Origin of the sequence: Heyndrickxia oleronia (assembly GCF_017809215.1) — a bacterium.
Lineage (GTDB): Bacteria > Bacillota > Bacilli > Bacillales > Bacillaceae_C > Heyndrickxia > Heyndrickxia oleronia.
Window position 1 is genome coordinate 2,471,295 of sequence record NZ_CP065424.1, and the last position, 16,195, is coordinate 2,487,489.

General features: G+C 33.3%; 16 protein-coding genes and 1 other annotated feature (1 of these 17 running past the window's edge). Of the genes, 10 read left to right on the forward strand and 6 right to left on the reverse strand.

Annotation, left to right across the window (positions count from 1 at the left end; translation table 11 throughout):
• Window positions 1-140 (forward strand) — a binding site (T-box leader) (it extends 88 nt beyond the left edge of the window).
• Window positions 141-230: 90 nt separating this feature from the next.
• A complete protein-coding gene (gene thrS, locus I5818_RS12370; protein ID WP_058003631.1) occupies window positions 231-1,451 on the forward strand; it encodes a threonine--tRNA ligase in 1,221 nt (406 codons plus the stop codon).
• On the opposite strand, the gene I5818_RS12375 is transcribed toward thrS, so the two are convergent.
• The 3 genes from I5818_RS12375 to I5818_RS12385 all read right to left on the reverse strand — a co-directional run bounded on the left by I5818_RS12375 (window position 1,442) and on the right by I5818_RS12385 (window position 3,853).
• On the reverse strand, window positions 1,442-1,894 hold the full coding sequence (locus I5818_RS12375; protein ID WP_235849808.1) for a CBO0543 family protein: 453 nt from the start codon (window positions 1,892-1,894) through the stop codon (window positions 1,442-1,444). The two genes, thrS and I5818_RS12375, sit on opposite strands and share 10 nt — an antisense overlap.
• Window positions 1,821-2,957, reverse strand: coding sequence for a DUF2515 family protein (locus I5818_RS12380; protein WP_078111088.1), 1,137 nt, complete (start codon window positions 2,955-2,957; stop codon window positions 1,821-1,823). The genes I5818_RS12375 and I5818_RS12380 overlap by 74 nt, the downstream gene beginning before the upstream one ends.
• A gap of 134 nt (window positions 2,958-3,091) precedes the next feature.
• Window positions 3,092-3,853, reverse strand: a complete 762-nt coding sequence (locus tag I5818_RS12385) for a hypothetical protein (RefSeq protein WP_235849806.1) — start codon at window positions 3,851-3,853, stop codon at window positions 3,092-3,094.
• Window positions 3,854-4,174: 321 nt separating this feature from the next.
• Between I5818_RS12385 and I5818_RS12390 the strand changes: the two genes are divergently transcribed.
• From I5818_RS12390 to I5818_RS26245, 3 genes are all read left to right on the forward strand, one after another.
• Window positions 4,175-4,786 (forward strand): HAD family hydrolase, encoded by a 612-nt coding sequence (locus tag I5818_RS12390; protein ID WP_078111087.1) that lies wholly within the window; start codon window positions 4,175-4,177, stop codon window positions 4,784-4,786.
• A 164-nt stretch (window positions 4,787-4,950) separates the two neighbouring features.
• Window positions 4,951-5,562, forward strand: a complete 612-nt coding sequence (locus I5818_RS12395) for a DedA family protein (protein ID WP_058003633.1) — start codon at window positions 4,951-4,953, stop codon at window positions 5,560-5,562.
• 244 nt (window positions 5,563-5,806) lie between these two features.
• Window positions 5,807-5,941 carry a hypothetical protein gene (locus I5818_RS26245; RefSeq protein WP_257234000.1) on the forward strand — a complete coding sequence of 45 codons (135 nt, stop codon included), beginning with the start codon at window positions 5,807-5,809 and terminating at the stop codon, window positions 5,939-5,941.
• A 62-nt stretch (window positions 5,942-6,003) separates the two neighbouring features.
• On the opposite strand, the gene I5818_RS12400 is transcribed toward I5818_RS26245, so the two are convergent.
• A complete protein-coding gene (locus I5818_RS12400; RefSeq protein ID WP_058003634.1) occupies window positions 6,004-7,302 on the reverse strand; it encodes an ATP-binding protein in 1,299 nt (432 codons plus the stop codon).
• Window positions 7,303-7,485: 183 nt separating this feature from the next.
• Entirely contained in the window at window positions 7,486-8,310 is an 825-nt protein-coding gene (locus I5818_RS12405; RefSeq protein ID WP_209391920.1) for an aldo/keto reductase, read from the reverse strand.
• A gap of 420 nt (window positions 8,311-8,730) precedes the next feature.
• Here I5818_RS12405 and I5818_RS12410 point away from each other — a divergent pair, with 420 nt between their 5' ends.
• The gene (locus I5818_RS12410) at window positions 8,731-9,552 is read left to right on the forward strand and encodes an ABC transporter ATP-binding protein (protein WP_078110584.1); all 822 of its coding nucleotides are present in this window, start codon (window positions 8,731-8,733) and stop codon (window positions 9,550-9,552) included.
• A complete protein-coding gene (locus I5818_RS12415) occupies window positions 9,546-10,244 on the forward strand; it encodes a hypothetical protein (RefSeq protein ID WP_058003637.1) in 699 nt (232 codons plus the stop codon). The genes I5818_RS12410 and I5818_RS12415 overlap by 7 nt, the downstream gene beginning before the upstream one ends.
• A gap of 215 nt (window positions 10,245-10,459) precedes the next feature.
• Here the strand turns inward: I5818_RS12415 and I5818_RS12420 are convergent, their stop codons facing one another.
• Window positions 10,460-11,158, reverse strand: a complete 699-nt coding sequence (locus I5818_RS12420) for a response regulator transcription factor (RefSeq protein WP_078110583.1) — start codon at window positions 11,156-11,158, stop codon at window positions 10,460-10,462.
• A 114-nt stretch (window positions 11,159-11,272) separates the two neighbouring features.
• On the opposite strand from I5818_RS12420, the gene I5818_RS12425 reads away from it, so the two are divergent.
• The 4 genes from I5818_RS12425 (at window position 11,273) to I5818_RS12440 (ending at window position 16,056) form a co-directional block, all read left to right on the forward strand.
• Complete coding sequence (locus tag I5818_RS12425) at window positions 11,273-12,919, forward strand: flavin-containing monooxygenase (protein WP_078110582.1); 1,647 nt, start codon at window positions 11,273-11,275, stop codon at window positions 12,917-12,919.
• Window positions 12,920-12,938: 19 nt separating this feature from the next.
• The gene (locus I5818_RS12430) at window positions 12,939-13,676 is read left to right on the forward strand and encodes an SDR family NAD(P)-dependent oxidoreductase (protein WP_058003640.1); all 738 of its coding nucleotides are present in this window, start codon (window positions 12,939-12,941) and stop codon (window positions 13,674-13,676) included.
• Window positions 13,677-13,730: 54 nt separating this feature from the next.
• Window positions 13,731-14,690: an alpha/beta hydrolase gene (locus tag I5818_RS12435; protein WP_078110581.1), complete on the forward strand. Its 960-nt coding sequence runs from the start codon at window positions 13,731-13,733 to the stop codon at window positions 14,688-14,690.
• Window positions 14,691-14,850: 160 nt separating this feature from the next.
• On the forward strand, window positions 14,851-16,056 hold the full coding sequence (locus I5818_RS12440) for an LAGLIDADG family homing endonuclease (protein ID WP_065107245.1): 1,206 nt from the start codon (window positions 14,851-14,853) through the stop codon (window positions 16,054-16,056).
• Window positions 16,057-16,195 lie beyond the last annotated feature (139 nt).

Here is a 16,195-nt window from a genome sequence, read left to right on the forward strand (position 1 = left end):
ATTTACCACCTTTGAGCTATTATGGGGAAAAGGATTTGCTTAGTATCCATAATCGGAAAAAAACCGTTATCTATTTGAGCGTAAAGCAGCTGCATGCTTTGCGAAATTAGGGTGGCACCACGACCGCACTCGTCCCTTGTCTTTGGGATGAGTGCGTTTTTTTATTTATACTCTTATAAAAATTAATGGTTAGAGCACAATCAGCTTATTCAATTTTAGGAGGAATTACTATGTCAATTGAAATGGAAGCAGAAAAACGAAATCATCGTAAATTAGGTCAACAATTAGAGTTATTTATGTCATCAGAAGAAGCGCCGGGTATGCCTTTCTTCTTACCAAAAGGAATGGTCATACGAAATGAACTCGAGTATTTTTGGAAACAAAAGCATCATTTAGCTGGATATCAGGAAATTAAGACACCGATCATGATGAAACAAGAGTTATGGGAGAAATCAGGTCATTGGGACCATTATCATGAAAACATGTATTTTTCGAAAGTGGACGATCAAAATTATGCTATTAAGCCAATGAATTGTCCGGGTGCTGTTCTCATTTTTAATAATAAACGTCGAAGCTATCGTGAGCTCCCGATACGATACGGAGAACTAGGATTAGTTCATCGGCATGAACTTTCTGGATCTTTAAATGGTCTGCTACGAGTACGTTCGTTTACACAGGATGATGCACATATTTTTGTACGAGAGGATCAAATTGAATCTGAAATTGATAAGGTACTAGAACTAGTGGATGAATTTTATTCAGAATTTGGATTTAGCTATAAAATTGAACTTTCCACTCGACCTGAGAAATATATGGGCTCAGAGGAAATATGGGACAAAGCAGAGGCGGCTTTGGAATCAGTACTACAGAAAAAAGAGCTTCCTTATCAAATAAACCATGGAGATGGAGCGTTTTACGGGCCAAAGATTGATTATCATATTTTAGATTCATTAGGTAGAAGCTGGCAATGCGGTACCGTACAACTTGATTTTCAAATGCCAGAAAAATTTAATTGCCAATATATCGGTGAGGATAATAAATATCATATTCCAATTATGATTCACCGAGCTATTTACGGATCGCTTGAGCGCTTTATGGCCATATTGATTGAACATTATGCTGGTGATTTCCCTTTATGGTTAGCTCCTATACAAGCGAAGATTTTGCCTATTTCTGATAAGCACCTTCCGTATGCCGAGCACATTAAACAGCAATTTCAACAAGTTGGAATACGAATTGAAATCGACGAAAGAATTGAAAAAATGGGCTTTAAAATAAGAGATGCAGAAACAGAAAAGATACCGTTCATGCTCATAATTGGTGATCAAGAAATTGAAAATGGAGCGGTATCTTTAAGGAGACGAGGAGAGGGAAACCTTGGTCAAATGAGTGTGATGGACGCTTTGGATAAAATTACAAAAGAAAAAAATACTCGAGAAAATCATTCATAGGACTTGTTTGACCAGCGATAGAAATAATCAATAACAGCAAAATAAAGGGAATAGCCAAAAACTGAATAAATATGTTTCCATGAATTCGTATGATCCAGAAAGCCAAGCGTTTCAGAGTATCTTTCAAAAACAGCCATGAGCAGGCTTAATAGCATGATTAAGCCTGCTTTCCTCCATTTAGATAAGTAACGGATAATATAGAGGTAGAGAATAATTAAACAAGGGAGTCCGACCAGTGGAAAGAAAATATTAATCGAAAATAGTTCAGGAAATGGCCTTTTAGGGAAGGTATATAAACCAACTCCTGTAAAAAATAGATCTAGATAGGTGCCAATAAGCGAAGCGAAAAGCAAGGTAGGGATCAAATTTCTAATTGAGGAATGTGATCGTTTTTTTGGCAATTCCTGCTCGTTCAAGCTTTTCAAGCGTTTTACAGTAATCATGCTTAATCTCTCCATCTACTTTTTCTTTTGAGTCTACGAGGTATTGGATAACTTGCCAATTTGTGTACCAATCTTTGATTTCTGCTTTTTCATGAATAGAATTTTTCCAAGCATAAGGTAGTCTAGGACTATAAAAACGAGGACAGCTAGATTCGATCTGACAAGACTTTAACCTTGTTTTCCATTCAACACCTGGTACTCCTTCATTCACATCATTAAATAGATGAGGCCAGTAGTCTTTTCGGGAACCAGTATGAGAATGGGTTATTGCCCAGTGCACTGTTTTCTTCAATCGTTCTGGATGGTCAAATAAGATATTGTATAATCGCTTCCCTAATAGTATTCGCTCATGCAAACTTTCAAAATGATTTAATGTTTGGCCAACTAATACTATTTGATTGTTTTCTAGATAGGGAAAGATAATATGGTTCATTGAAAGGATTTCTTGTATTTTGAATTCAAATGTTTCGAAGACTTGCTTCTTAAATGTTTGATTGTTAATGATTCTAATTTCTAAATAATTTTGTTCATTAATGATAAGAGCGATGGCTAATAGATAAGGATTTCGATCTTTCCAAAAATGATTCCAAATGGTGAACATAAATGATGAAATATGTAGGTGAGGAAGGAGATGAAATAAATTTTGGCCACGCTTCATGCTTTCCTCGTACACTAAAAATTGGGGATAAGCATCCTGGAATATAAGCCAATTCCCTCTCTCAAGAAAGGTAAAGAAGGCGATCGCTTCTTTTTTACTTACTAATTTGGACAGTAATTCACCTTTTAAATCGGTCATGTTCCAACCACCATTCCTTGATACCATATGACCTAAAAAAGCCCAATGGATTTCAGGGTGACGTTGGTAAAAATCAAGATATGCCTTTGTTCTCGTAAGATTATTTTTATTATGAATGATGGTATTCTGTATTATTTCGTGGAGTAATCTCTCCTCTTTGGGGAGAAGAGGGACTAGTGAATTTTTATGATTTTTGTTTAACTCTTTTTTTATTTTTAATAAAGCATCTGTTAATTGTATTTTTTTCTTCTGCTTGATCAAAAACACAAAGAATAATCCCCTCCTTTGGGAGTCATTTGTACTAGTACTAGTTATACTCATTTTATTTAGGATGAGTTAGTTTAATGATTATTAGAGGAAAATAACCGAATAAAAAAGCTAAAGGAACAAAAGATGAACCTTTAACTTTTTTTGACTTTGGACGGATTATTGACTTTATAGTAAACAGCAACATCAACAATAAATTCTTCATCGACATCTTTTCCTTTAGGAAGCTTCTTTTTTATAATTTTTCCGTCAAATTCAAGAGTGTCACCTTGAGTGAGTTCGTGTTTTTTTAGAGTTTTTGAGTGAGAACACCATGCATGGCCTATTTCAATCGGAGAATCCTGATGAATCACAACATTTTCTAAAACGACTACCTCATCATTTTCCTCATTAAAGTTATTCCAGGTTAAAGCAAACTGTTTAACATTTGCCGAAAAACGTACCTTTTCTTCTGGAAGATCTATTTTAGGCTTCTTTTCTTGTTTTATCTTTTTTTCTACTTGTGGAGCTGTTGTTTTTTCTGTTTTCACGGTTTGCTCCTCAAGGATTTCCTCTTGTTGTTGGTTGTTAGTTACTGATTCATTTGTATTTGAATAGGATGTGATATTTGTCTTTTTAAAGCTAGAAGCCTGCATTTCTTTTAAATATGCTGGGTGTATACAGCTTAATTGTCCATCATTGAACTCAATAATAATCGTGTTATATTCTTCTGTTTTTCCATATATTTCATAGCCCTTAATGGTAACGGATTCTTGATTTCTTCCATCTTTATATAAAAATTGTTTTTTTGCTGATAATCCCCATTCTTTTATTTTCTCTGTGTAATGGGATTCATCCGTAAATGTTATGTAATCACCTTTGGGTGGAATGATATTCATAAGTTTAGGTGTTATCAAATTAGCCTATCTCCTTTTTCTTAAGATCAACTTTTCCATTTATTATACATGAAATTAGCCGATGGTTAAATGTATAGATATAAGCCAATTGATATTGAAAATGCTTGTGGGGAGTAGCGATTACAACTGTATCAAGAGAAATATTTTTCCGAAGAATAAAGAACAGCGATTAAAAAGGCAATCCAAGAAATAAAATTATACACCAAATAAAAATGAAGTCGATATGAAATGATTGAATGAGTCTCAATTTCACTATTGACATGAAATCCATTTCATCCATTACCTTTAATTTAAATGATGGTAGGGAGGATGGATAGAAGGATGTATACCGCTTTTATATTTGATTTAGATGGGACAATTATTGATTCGGAAATGATCGGATTGACAGCCTTACAAGCAACCTTAAAAGAACAAGGAATTGATAAGGATTTAGATTCTTTACGTTTTTCATTAGGAATACCAGGGTTAAAAACGTTGGAAATATTAAATATTGCAGACATCCCAACAACTCTTGAATCATGGATGGAAAGGGAAAAACCGTTATTAAAAAATGTTCCTCTGTTTGAGGGGATAATAGAAGTTATTGATCAATTACCAAAGATGGGAATAGTTACATCTAAAACAGCTGAGGAAATGGACAATAGTTTTTATTTATTAAATATCCATCAAAAATTTGAGGTAATTGTTTGTGCAAGTGATACTAAAAGGCATAAACCATACCCGGATCCTCTAAATTTAGGGTTAAGTTTACTGCATTGTGAGCCTAATCAAGCCATCTATATAGGAGATTCCATTTATGATATGAGGTGTGCACATGCTGCTGGGGTTGATTTTGGTTTAGCATTGTGGGGAGCAAGATTAACGGATGGTTTTGATGAAGCACAATATATTTTCGAAACACCTGGTGATATATTAAAATTAATGAATGATTAAAAATTTAACCTCTCCATGTGTCAGGAGAGGTTTTTTTACTATATATATGTATAAAACTGCATCCATCTAAGGACTGATGCAAAATTAATTCGATGGTCTCTATAACAAAAGTGAAAGGACATTTATTCTTTAGATAATAGCTTTTTAAATGTGGAGTGATTCAGATGTCTCATTCAATTTATGCTTTTATTGAAGAGTGGGGGATATGGGGGATTATTTTCTCAATGTTTATTGAAGGAAGTTCTTTCCCCTTTATTGGAACGTTCTTTCTCATAACTATGGGCGTTGTAATGGAACTAACCTGGTTTGAAATGATCTTTACCTCGATTTTTGGAAGTTTCTTATATGCAGTGGGAAGTTATATCCCATATTATTTCGGTTACAAGGTAGGGAAAATTACTGAAAACAGATTAACCTCAAAAAGAAGAGAAAAGTATCAAAAAACGAAAGAATATTTTAGTAGGTATGGTGTTTGGAGTGTGGCTATATCAAGTCCACTTCCGTTAGGGAATTTTGTTCCTTTTATGGCTGGGATATCTAGAATGAATATTGGATTGTATACACTACTAACAATGATTGGAATCATCCCAACAACCTTTCTATATTTGAGTATTGGCCATTTTTATCCTGGTAACATCCAAGAGCTTATTCAACAAATTCAACATTTCCAAATCACTATTCTAATTGGAATTGTCCTTATCTTTGGTCTATATATTTGGAGCAAATTACGACATAAATATCAAAATCACACAGAGCGGATGGAAAGTGACAATTAGAAATATTGGATAAGAAGATGAATAGGAGTTGTCTGATCTTTTAAGCATCAGACACTCCTTATTATTTTATAAAAAGGTAATTTAAAGGAATTCAGAAATATTCTATAGAAAAGAAGTCTATAGTGGGGGAATGTATAGGAGTTAGTATTATTTTTGTATTTGACTTGTCAAAGTAATATGCTAGCCTTCCAGGATTCTAGAACAAAGTAAAAATTAGATTATTTGTAAAAAGGGGTGATTAGTTTTGATCGGAATTATCATCGGTGTGATTATAGTAGTTACTCTACTTTCCGTTGAGACTCAATTAAGGAATTTAAATAAAACAAGTGAATCGATTGTTCACTTGCTCAAAGAAATCAAAAAAGAAAATAAAGGTTAAGTGAAAGATAAAATAAATGGGATATATATAAGTAAGTACCTTTAGATTATGTTGTTTTAAAACTACTCATCTCGTAAATATTGAGGAAGAATGAGCTCGATGGTAGTCCCTTTTTTTACCTGACTAGTAATATGGATTTTTCCCTTGTGAATTTCAATAATTTTAAAGCAGGTAGTTAAACCAAGACCAGTTCCTTTATCCTTAGTGGAATAGAAGGGTTGTCCAATATGTTTTATAATTTCTTCCGGTATTCCAGGGCCATTATCCTTAATATAAATCGAAACAAAATCATGACAAGCTAAGCTTGGAACGATTTCAATTACTCCTTCATAATTAATGGCTTCGATTGCATTCTTGATGATATTAATAAACACTAATTTTAACTGGTTTTCTTCAGCTAAAACCCAAATAGGTGTATCTGCTTTATTAAACTTTATAACAATTCGATGCTTCTGTGCCATCGGTTTTATCAATGTTAGAACATAATCGATGATTTGAATAAGATCATATTTTTTTAAAGTGACGGTTTGAGGCTTCGATAAGGTCAATAAATCTGCAATGACCAGTTCTATTTTCGCAATTTCTTTAAGAATGATTTCGATATATTCATGGTCAATTTGTTTTTGTTCATTTAATAGTTGAATAAATCCTGAAATAGATGTTAATGGATTTCTTACTTCATGTGCGATAGCTGCAGATAACTGCGAAACAACTCTTAATTTTTCAGAGCGTTTAGCGAGGTTTTCGTTTAATTGTAGTATTTCCTGCTCTGATTGTTTCCGTTCTGTTATGTCTGTAAATGTTCCAACTGTAGAGAATAATTGGCCGAACGAATCATAGGTTACCTTACAATTCATTTCTACTAAAACATAGCCACCTTCAATTTTTCGTAAACGAAGTTCTTGTCTCATTGTCGACTTTTTTGAAGCGGTTAAGTCACTAAACATTTTATTTCCAATCCATTCATCTTCATGATAGATAAAAAAGGTTAGCTGACTGCCAATACATTCATGTACCTTATATCCCGTGAGATTAACCCATGCTTGATTTAATTTTGTAATTTGGCCACTTTTGTCTGTTTGAAACACCACTTGATCAAGGTTGTCGAATATATAGTCTGTTTCATCTAGTAATTTTTTTATATTTTCTTCACTTTTTCTTAAATTTTCATAGAGGAGCTTAGAACGGTCAAAGTATGAACCAAGCCACCAAACAATTATTGCAAGAATAAACGTATATGAACTATCCAAAAAAATATTAAAACGATAGCCATTTAACCCATAGTAAATGATATTCCAAACTGAAAATGCAATAATAAAAAATGTAGTGGCTATGATTCTACCATAGTAATTTTTTAACATAATCCATCAGCACCATTCGTCATTGTTAATTTAAGAATAACGAAAATATTTTATTTTTGGTGCGGAAATTTGTCGAAATATTAAATTATTTTTAGTATATAAAACGTTTTTCACCACAATTTTTCATTAAATGAAAATGATTAAAAAAAGAAGCAGACATTGGCTGCTTCTTAAAAAGATAAATTAACGAACGTTCATTTCACTTGGTTTCGGGCCTTTACGTTCATTACGGTTTAATTTGTTGATTTCTTCCATTTCATTTGTAGAAAGTTCAAAATCAAAAACATTAAAGTTTTCTTCAATTCTTGATGGAGTTACTGATTTTGGAATCACAATTGTATTATTTTGTAAGTGCCAGCGTAAGACAACTTGTGCTGGGGTTTTACCATGTGCTTCAGCAATTTTCATAACGGATTCATTCTTTAGAACTTCGCCACCTTGTTGCAAAGGACTCCATGCTTCAACAAATATATCATGCTTCGCACAAAATTCTTTTAATTCACTTTGAATAAGGTAAGGATGACATTCTACTTGGTTTAATACCGGTTTAATTTCACATTCTTTAAGAATGCGCTCCAAATGTTCTATGTCAAAATTACAAACTCCAATTGCTTTAACACGACCATCTTTATAGAGCTTTTCTAATGCTTTATATGTATCCACGTATTGATCATATTCTGGAGTAGGCCAGTGAATAAGATATAAATCAACGTAGTCAAGTCCAAGACGTTCTAAACTCTCATCAAATGCACGAAGAGTGTTTTCATAACCTTGATCAGTATTCCATACTTTTGTTGTAATAAACAATTCTTCACGAGGAACAGAGGATTGTTGTAGCGCTTTTCCTACGCCTTTTTCATTTTTATAAATCATCGCTGTGTCGATTGATGTATAACCAACTTCAAGTGCCTTTGCAACTGCATCCGTAGCTTGATTATCTTCTACCTGCCATACACCGAAACCTAATTGTGGCATTTTTAATCCATTGTTTAATGTTACGTAATTCATTTGGCATTCTCCTTTGAAAAAATAAAGTTTCAAATTCAGTATTTAGAATACCAATATTTATTACTACTTTCAAATAAAGAGTACTGAATTTTAAAATTTCATGTTATATTTCCTTTAATTTCTAATGATAAAGGAGAAATACCATTTATCTTGAATATTTTATATAGTGGTGTTTGTAAAAAAACAAGAGGTGAGGAGTATGTGTACGAAAACGGAGGAACTACGATCATAACCGAAAAATATGTAGTAAACATTCATAAACCCGAAAAGATCACGAATGAAATACACAGCTATTTACGGTATTGATTATTCTATGCGTATTGCTAGTTTTAAACCATATGGTGAACAGAGAAAAGAAATAAACTAGCTTAAATATATTCATTATATTTAGTTATTAATAAATAAACAGGAAGTGTTTGAATGACTAAGGTAATTTTAGAAGCCAGACAAGTTGCTAAAAAGTTAAATAGAAAACTAATTTTAGATAATGTATCGCTCCGATGTGAGCGGAATATGATTATCGCCATTCAAGGGAAAAATGGATCAGGAAAAAGTACATTGCTCAAACTCTTGGCAGGTATTTATGAACCGACTAATGGACAAATGATAAGAAGAACTAGAAAGATAGGTTATGTTCCCGAACATTTTCCGGAGAAATTAAGATTCAAAGTAAAAGAGTATTTAATGTTGATAGGTTCAATACATAATATAGATAAACAACAGTTAGATGCTAAGCTTATTAAGTATTTTCAGTTATTCAATATTGAAGCATATCTTCAAACACCATTGAAGTTATGCTCTAAAGGGACAAAACAGAAGGTAGGGATTATTCAAGCTTTGCTACATGATCCAGACATTCTTTTGTTAGACGAACCCTTAACTGGACTAGATGCTACATCACAGGATGAACTAATTCTTATATTGGAAAAATTAAAACGAGAACGGACCATCCTTTTTACAACACATGAAGAGATGATGGTAGATAGATTAGCGGATCAGATATTTTATGTAGATTCCGGAAAATTATTAACCCTCAATAGGTCACGAAGGAAACTGATGCAAATAAAAATAGAATGTGATCACAGTGAAAGATTAAAAGAGGTAGATGTAGCTTTTCATATACGGTCTGTAGGCCCAGAAACAATACTCACTGTGGATGGTGAAAAAAGCGATCAATTATTGTTAGAACTGCTGCAAAATAACTTTTCTGTTCGTGAAGTGAAGGAAGTGAATGAATGTTGAAAGGATTTATGCACTACCAGTTACTGAATTATATCCGCTCCTTAAAAATGATCCCGCCATTAACTATCTTTTGTGTTTGGATAATTGTTTTATACATATATAAAGGTGTTCCAATATTAAGTAGCTATGCAGTTACAAGTATTACTGTGTATTTAATAATGACATGGTTAACAATGACTGTATTTTCGATAGAGGAAGAAAGCGAGAAACATATATTATATGTTCATTTAGGTAATAAAAAACGCTATTTATGGGGGAAGTGGGCCACTTGTTTTGTTTTCTCTTTCATTTTGATTATTATTGCTATTATTTACCCGATAATTATGAATAATTTTAGAGGAACAATCCACACTTTACATATTGCTTTAGCAATCTATAGTCATTGGACCTTAGCATTCTTTGGTATATTCATTGGTTCTTTGTTTTCATTTTCATTAAATAAGTACTCGTGGTTATCCGCTGTTTTAGTGATTGTTATTTCATTAGCCTCTGAAGGTATTATTGAAAAAGTTTCTTTCGTAAAATGGCTTCTATGGCTGTTTCCACCAGTTACACAGGTCTTAAATGATTTAAATATGGGTGATTCAGTGCAGATAGGGGGAGAATTTTGGATACATATTGGAGTAGCTACCGTTTATTCAATAATTGGTTTTATACTAATTGAAAGAATGTTTACTAGGAGAAATGGTTAGTTACGCAATTTAACAAAGAAAGAGGCTTATAGGAATATAATCTTGATACTAATGCGAGTTTTAATATGATTTTTAGATAATTGTAATAAAAAAATTTAAAGACAGGAAAGTTAAAAAACACCAAGAAAATTTCTATCATCTCTATTGGTTATTTTACTAAGCTAATTCATTCAATAGAGATGATGAAAAGTTATTAGTAATAAATAGCAAAAAAATTATGTAATTATCCCTTCGCGTAGTAATATTCCTACAGCTTGAGCACGGTTATTTGCTCCTAATTTTTTTATAGAGGACTTCACATACTGATTAATTGTAAATTCACTAATCTTCATCGTAGCCGCCATTTCCTTTGCGCTTTCTCCCCAGGATACTCTTCGCATTACTTCTATTTCTCTTTTACTTAACTTCATTCCATTATGAATAAATGCGGTGCCTGCCATTATCTGCCCAACTAATTTTCCAAATTGCGTGAATGAATCTAGGAGTCCATCATTTAATGGCTGTTTGGGTTCAAAAAGCGTTGAGCAAATAAAACCAAATACAAAAGTGCCATAACTTATTGGCGTAACAGAGATGGCTTGTACATTAGAAGCTATTTGATATTTGCTGCTAGTCATTTTCAAGCAATCTATCCCTTTGCAAATCTTTGATCGTCGTTCTTGAATGGCAGAATAAACGATAGGGATGGATCGTATATCATCTCTCATTTCACTAATATACTCAAGTGCTTTCATGTCAATAGAGATTATTCCTTCTCCTAAAAAACCTAATGAAGAATATCTTGATAAGGTAGCATTTAACACTGGATAAAGCTCCATGTACGTTTTTAGAATAAGAAATAATTGGTCCTCATGGGATTCGGCTTGTTCAATTCTTTGTACTTGCTCATATAAAGTATTAAATGGTACCAACATTAATCCTCCTTTTTAGGGAATGAACACGTTAAAAAATAGGAATATTTTAATTATACTAAATTGTTTATGATTATAGTATTAATTTCAAATCATCATTTAGTAAGGGGGGATAAAATGACATCAATGAATCTATCAATTTCAAAAAAGATAGAGCTTGATGCTGTTGTTGTTGGAGCAGGATTTTCCGGATTATACATGTTATTAACCTTAAGAGAAGCGGGATATTCTGTCAAAGCGTTTGAAAAAGGAGAAGGCGTTGGAGGGGTCTGGTATTGGAACCGGTATCCAGGAGCACGTTGTGATACAGAAAGTTTTTCTTATAATTATACCTTTTCAGAGGAGCTATTTCAGGAGTGGACATGGACTTCACGATATCCAGAGCAACCAGAAATTTTAGCTTACTTAAATTATGTAGCTGACAAATTTTATTTGCGAAAGGATATTCAGTTTAATACAACGATTCAATCTGCTCATTATAATGAACGGACGAATCGTTGGGATATACAAACTGATAGTAATCAGCATATATCAGCTAAGTATTTTATCTCGGGTGTAGGATGTTTATCAGCATCCAATCTACCAAAGATCAAAGGATTAGATGATTTTAAAGGAAAATGGTATCATACGGGCCATTGGCCACATGAAAAGGTTCATTTTAAAGGGAAAAAGGTTGGTATTATTGGTACTGGTTCAAGCGGTGTACAATCAATACCAGAGATTGCGAAAGAGGCAGAACGATTGTTCGTGTTTCAGCGGACACCGCAATATGTGGCTCCAGCAAATAATTATCCATATACAAATGATGAAATGAATCGATTGAAAACAAATTTTCATCTGTTAAAGCAACAAATGAAAAGCACAATGTTTGGTATGCCAAATGATGCTCCGAATAAGTCAGCTTTAGATGATTCTGATGAAGAACGGCAAAAGATTTATGAAGAAGCCTGGAAAAAAGGTGGTTTTTACCTAGCAACTTCTTATAATGATCTTCTCGTCAATGAAAAATCAAATGAAACAATCGCTCAATTTTTTAGAGGAAAAATAAAAGAGATTATTAATAATCCTGATTTGGCTAATGCTTTACAGCCTAATTATTATTATGGTACGAAGCGTCCTATATTAGGAACTAATTTTTATGAAACGTTTAATCGCTCAAATGTAGAATTAGTGAATCTGAAAGAAACACCAATAAAAGAAATTTATGATCAAGGCGTTCGAACAATAAAAGAAGAGTATGATTTGGATATATTAGTTTTTGCAACGGGGTATGACGGTATGACTGGTCCTTTATTTAAAATAGACATTAGAGGGAGAGATGGACTTTCATTAAAGGATAAATGGGACGAAGGTGCATCTACTAGAACCTATTTAGGTTTAATGACCGCTGGATTTCCAAACTTCTTTATGATAACTGGTCCTGAAAGTCCTTCTGTTCTTAGTAATATGCCGCTTTGTATTGAACAGCATGTTGATTGGATTATAGATTGCATCAATTATCTTGAGGAAAATAGCTTTGATGTTATTGAAGCTAAGAGAGAAGCGGAGGATAGATGGAGTCAGCATTGTAGGGAAATAGCGGAGTCTACTTTATATACTAAAACCGATTCCTGGTATACAGGTGCAAATATAAAGGGAAAACCACGAAGATTTCTTATCTATTTACCTGGAATAGGACCTTACCGAAAAATTTGTAATGATGTAGCTAATAACGACTATGAAGGTTTTCATTTATTAAACATGTCAGAAAAACCGATCCACTAGTTAGGAGGGGGACAAGAAAATGAGCTTTGAAGGAAAATGTGGAATTGTAACAGGTGCAGGCAGTGGAATTGGCAGAGCGACAGCTGAAAAACTCGCTAAGTTAGGAGCTAAGCTTTTACTAGTCGATTATAATGCAGAAGCTTTACAGGAAACTGTGGAATTGATTAAGCCAAAAAACAGAGAGTTATATGGATTCCAAGCTAATATTGCCGACGTTTCTCAAGTAAGGGGCTATGTAGAGAAAGCGATACAGTTATTTGGTAAAATTGACTTTTTTCACAATAATGCAGGTGTATTACAAAAGCCTACTAATCTACACGAAATTGAAAATGATGAATTTGAACGAGTCATCAATGTAAACCTGAAAGGCGCCTATTATGGATTAAAATATGTTTTACAGCAAATGGTGAGACAACAATCAGGGGCTATTGTTAATACTTCTTCACATGCTGGAATTAGAGCTGAACCATATCTCGGTGTATATGCAGCTACGAAACATGCATTATCTGGTCTTACTGTGACTGCGGCATGTGAATACGGTGCGCAAGGTATTCGCGTTAATGCTGTTTGTCCGGGTGGCGTAAAAACAAATATGACTGTAGGAATGCTTGATGAAAACGATAAGTCCAGCTATGGTCCAATGCAAAGGGCTGCATCTCCTAATGAAATAGCAGATGCCGTTACGTATTTATTATCTGAAGAAGCTTCATATATTAACGGGGTCTTATTACCAGTTGATGGTGGATTATCAAGTTGAGATTGATCGTCGTAAATTGTAAACGTTTACAAATAGAGTGGAGGGAGCGTTAAAATGGAAGAAAGAGTGAATCCAGAATTGAAGGTCGTTTTAGATCAAATGCCGGAATTGATTATTAATAAAGAACAAATGCCATTTATTCAACAAAGTTTTAAAGAAATGTTAGAAATGAATAATCGTGTACCCAATCCTGCTGTTACGATAACAGATAAACTGATTCCAGGTCCATGCAGAGAACAAGAAATTAGAGTAAGAATATATCGATCAGTAGCACCTATCCAATCAAGTGCAGGATTGCTCTGGATTCATGGAGGAGGCTATGTTCTAGGGACACCAGAAATGGATGACGGATTGTGTGAACGTTTTGTTTTAGAGGCAAATTGTACCGTTGTATCGGTTGATTATCGCTTAGCACCCGAACATCCGTTTCCTGCACCATTAGATGATTGCTATGCAGCATTAACATGGTTCTCCCAACATGCTGAAGAGCTAGGTGTTAATCCTTCACAAATTGCGGTCGCTGGAGCGAGTGCTGGTGGAGGATTAACTGCAGCTACTAGTTTACTAGCTAGAGATCGAAAGGGCCCAGAAATTATTTTTCAAATGCCACTTTACCCTATGATTGATGACAGACATGTCACACCATCAAGCAAAGAGATCCATGATACTAGAGTATGGAATGAAGAATCCAATAGAAATGCATGGAATATGTATTTAGGTCACTTGCAGAATGAAGTCTCCATCTATGCTGCACCAGCAAGATGTACTGATTTTTCCAATCTACCTCCGACATACACCTGTGTGGGTGATCTTGATCCATTTAGAGATGAAACCATTGAGTATATTGCCAATTTAACAAAAGCAGGGGTACCAACGGAATTTCATTTATACCCTGGATGCTATCATGGTTTTGACGGATACGCACCATTTACCGAAATTGGAAAGAAAGCAATCGATCAGTATGTTCAAGCACTATGTGCAGCATTTAAAAGGGTAGGAGTTAAACAAGTGTAATAGTAGTTGGTAACGAAAAAATATCTCACTTAAACAAAGTGGGATATTTTTTCGTTTATAAAATTAATTTGTTATTATATTCACCAGAAGCGAACGTACATTCTGGAAATATGATAAAATATAAATACAAGTATAAAGTTCGAAGAAAGGAGGTATAAAAATGCCTAGAAAACCAGGTATGACAGATGATAAAATTATTAAGTTGTATAAAAGTGGAATGCCATTTAAAGAGCTGCAAAGTATTATCGGTCTATCAGATCGCGCAATTCGCAATGTAATGTATAAACATGGCATTGAAATGAATCGTGAACAATCGTCCGGTCAGCCTCGTAAACACAAAGTAAATGAAGATTTCTTTAAAGTGTGGACACATGAAATGGCATGGGTATTAGGACTCTTTGTGACAGATGGATGTGTGAATAAACAGCTCCACAGCATATCTTTTGCACAAAAAGATGAAACGATATTACAAATGATAGCAAATTTTATGGGTGCAGATTATGTCATTTATTCTAAAAGATCATCAGCTACTATACCATCTTTATTTATTAACTCCAAGAAAATAAAAAAAGATCTTAATAATCTAGGTATTTCTGCAAATAAATCAATGATCGTTTCTTTCCCTAAAGTTCCAAACGAATATTTACCAGCTTTTTTAAGAGGAGCAATTGATGGGGACGGTTGGGTAGATATAGAGGGGTATAGGATGAATATCACTACTGGGAGTAAATCATTTGTATATTCAGTAGCATCAATTTTTGAATCATGGAATCTAAACTTTTCAATTACACATATAAAATCACAAGCAAACAATTTGATTTATCGTATATGGGTTAAAGGAAAAAACGATTTGCTTCAGTTGGCTAATATACTATATTCAAATGAAATTGGATATTATATCAATCATAAGCGAATTAATATGATTCAACATTCAAACTGGCAATTAAGACGATTAGAGAATTTGTTGAATACAGAAAACTTTACGCTTTCAAAAATGTGTAATTGGATAATGGTTGACGGAAAATTAATCAAAAACTCAACTATTTATAATCCAAGAGTTAAATTTAGAACGAATCTAAGTCAAACAATATTAGATCAATTAAATATTTGGGCAAATGAATTGAACATTCATGTGAATTATCTGATTGAAAATGGATTACAAAACCTTTTACTTACTAATGAAGCTATTGAGTTTAACAAAAAATCTCGCCCAAAAGATCGTATTCAATTCAAAACTACTTATAACAGTCAATTATTAGAACAAGTTAAAACGAAAGCAAAAATAGAAGATGTATTTATTAATGACATTATTGAATATAGTATACAATTCATAGATATAAATGAGTTAAGAAGAAATAGTAATTAAATAGGGGGAAGACTAGACTATTTTTTTTACAAATTCTCTAGTTTACATAATATATATTATAGGAAGTTAAAATTTAAAACCTTTTGATATCTCATATCAAAAGAATACTTTATGTTTTGAGACGGAATGAAATTTTTTA

Bases quoted from the DNA above. Each gene is read 5' to 3' on its own strand.
- thrS (WP_058003631.1), top strand. From the start codon at position 231: ATGTCAATTGAAATGGAAGCAGAAAAACGAAATCATCGTAAATTAGGT.
- I5818_RS12375 (WP_235849808.1), bottom strand. From the start codon at position 1,894: ATGATTACTGTAAAACGCTTGAAAAGCTTGAACGAGCAGGAATTGCCA.
- I5818_RS12390 (WP_078111087.1), top strand. From the start codon at position 4,175: ATGTATACCGCTTTTATATTTGATTTAGATGGGACAATTATTGATTCG.
- I5818_RS12395 (WP_058003633.1), top strand. From the start codon at position 4,951: ATGTCTCATTCAATTTATGCTTTTATTGAAGAGTGGGGGATATGGGGG.
- I5818_RS12400 (WP_058003634.1), bottom strand. From the start codon at position 7,302: ATGTTAAAAAATTACTATGGTAGAATCATAGCCACTACATTTTTTATT.
- I5818_RS12405 (WP_209391920.1), bottom strand. From the start codon at position 8,310: ATGAATTACGTAACATTAAACAATGGATTAAAAATGCCACAATTAGGT.
- I5818_RS12410 (WP_078110584.1), top strand. From the start codon at position 8,731: ATGACTAAGGTAATTTTAGAAGCCAGACAAGTTGCTAAAAAGTTAAAT.
- I5818_RS12415 (WP_058003637.1), top strand. From the start codon at position 9,546: ATGTTGAAAGGATTTATGCACTACCAGTTACTGAATTATATCCGCTCC.
- I5818_RS12420 (WP_078110583.1), bottom strand. From the start codon at position 11,158: ATGTTGGTACCATTTAATACTTTATATGAGCAAGTACAAAGAATTGAA.
- I5818_RS12425 (WP_078110582.1), top strand. From the start codon at position 11,273: ATGACATCAATGAATCTATCAATTTCAAAAAAGATAGAGCTTGATGCT.
- I5818_RS12430 (WP_058003640.1), top strand. From the start codon at position 12,939: ATGAGCTTTGAAGGAAAATGTGGAATTGTAACAGGTGCAGGCAGTGGA.
- I5818_RS12435 (WP_078110581.1), top strand. From the start codon at position 13,731: ATGGAAGAAAGAGTGAATCCAGAATTGAAGGTCGTTTTAGATCAAATG.
- I5818_RS12440 (WP_065107245.1), top strand. From the start codon at position 14,851: ATGCCTAGAAAACCAGGTATGACAGATGATAAAATTATTAAGTTGTAT.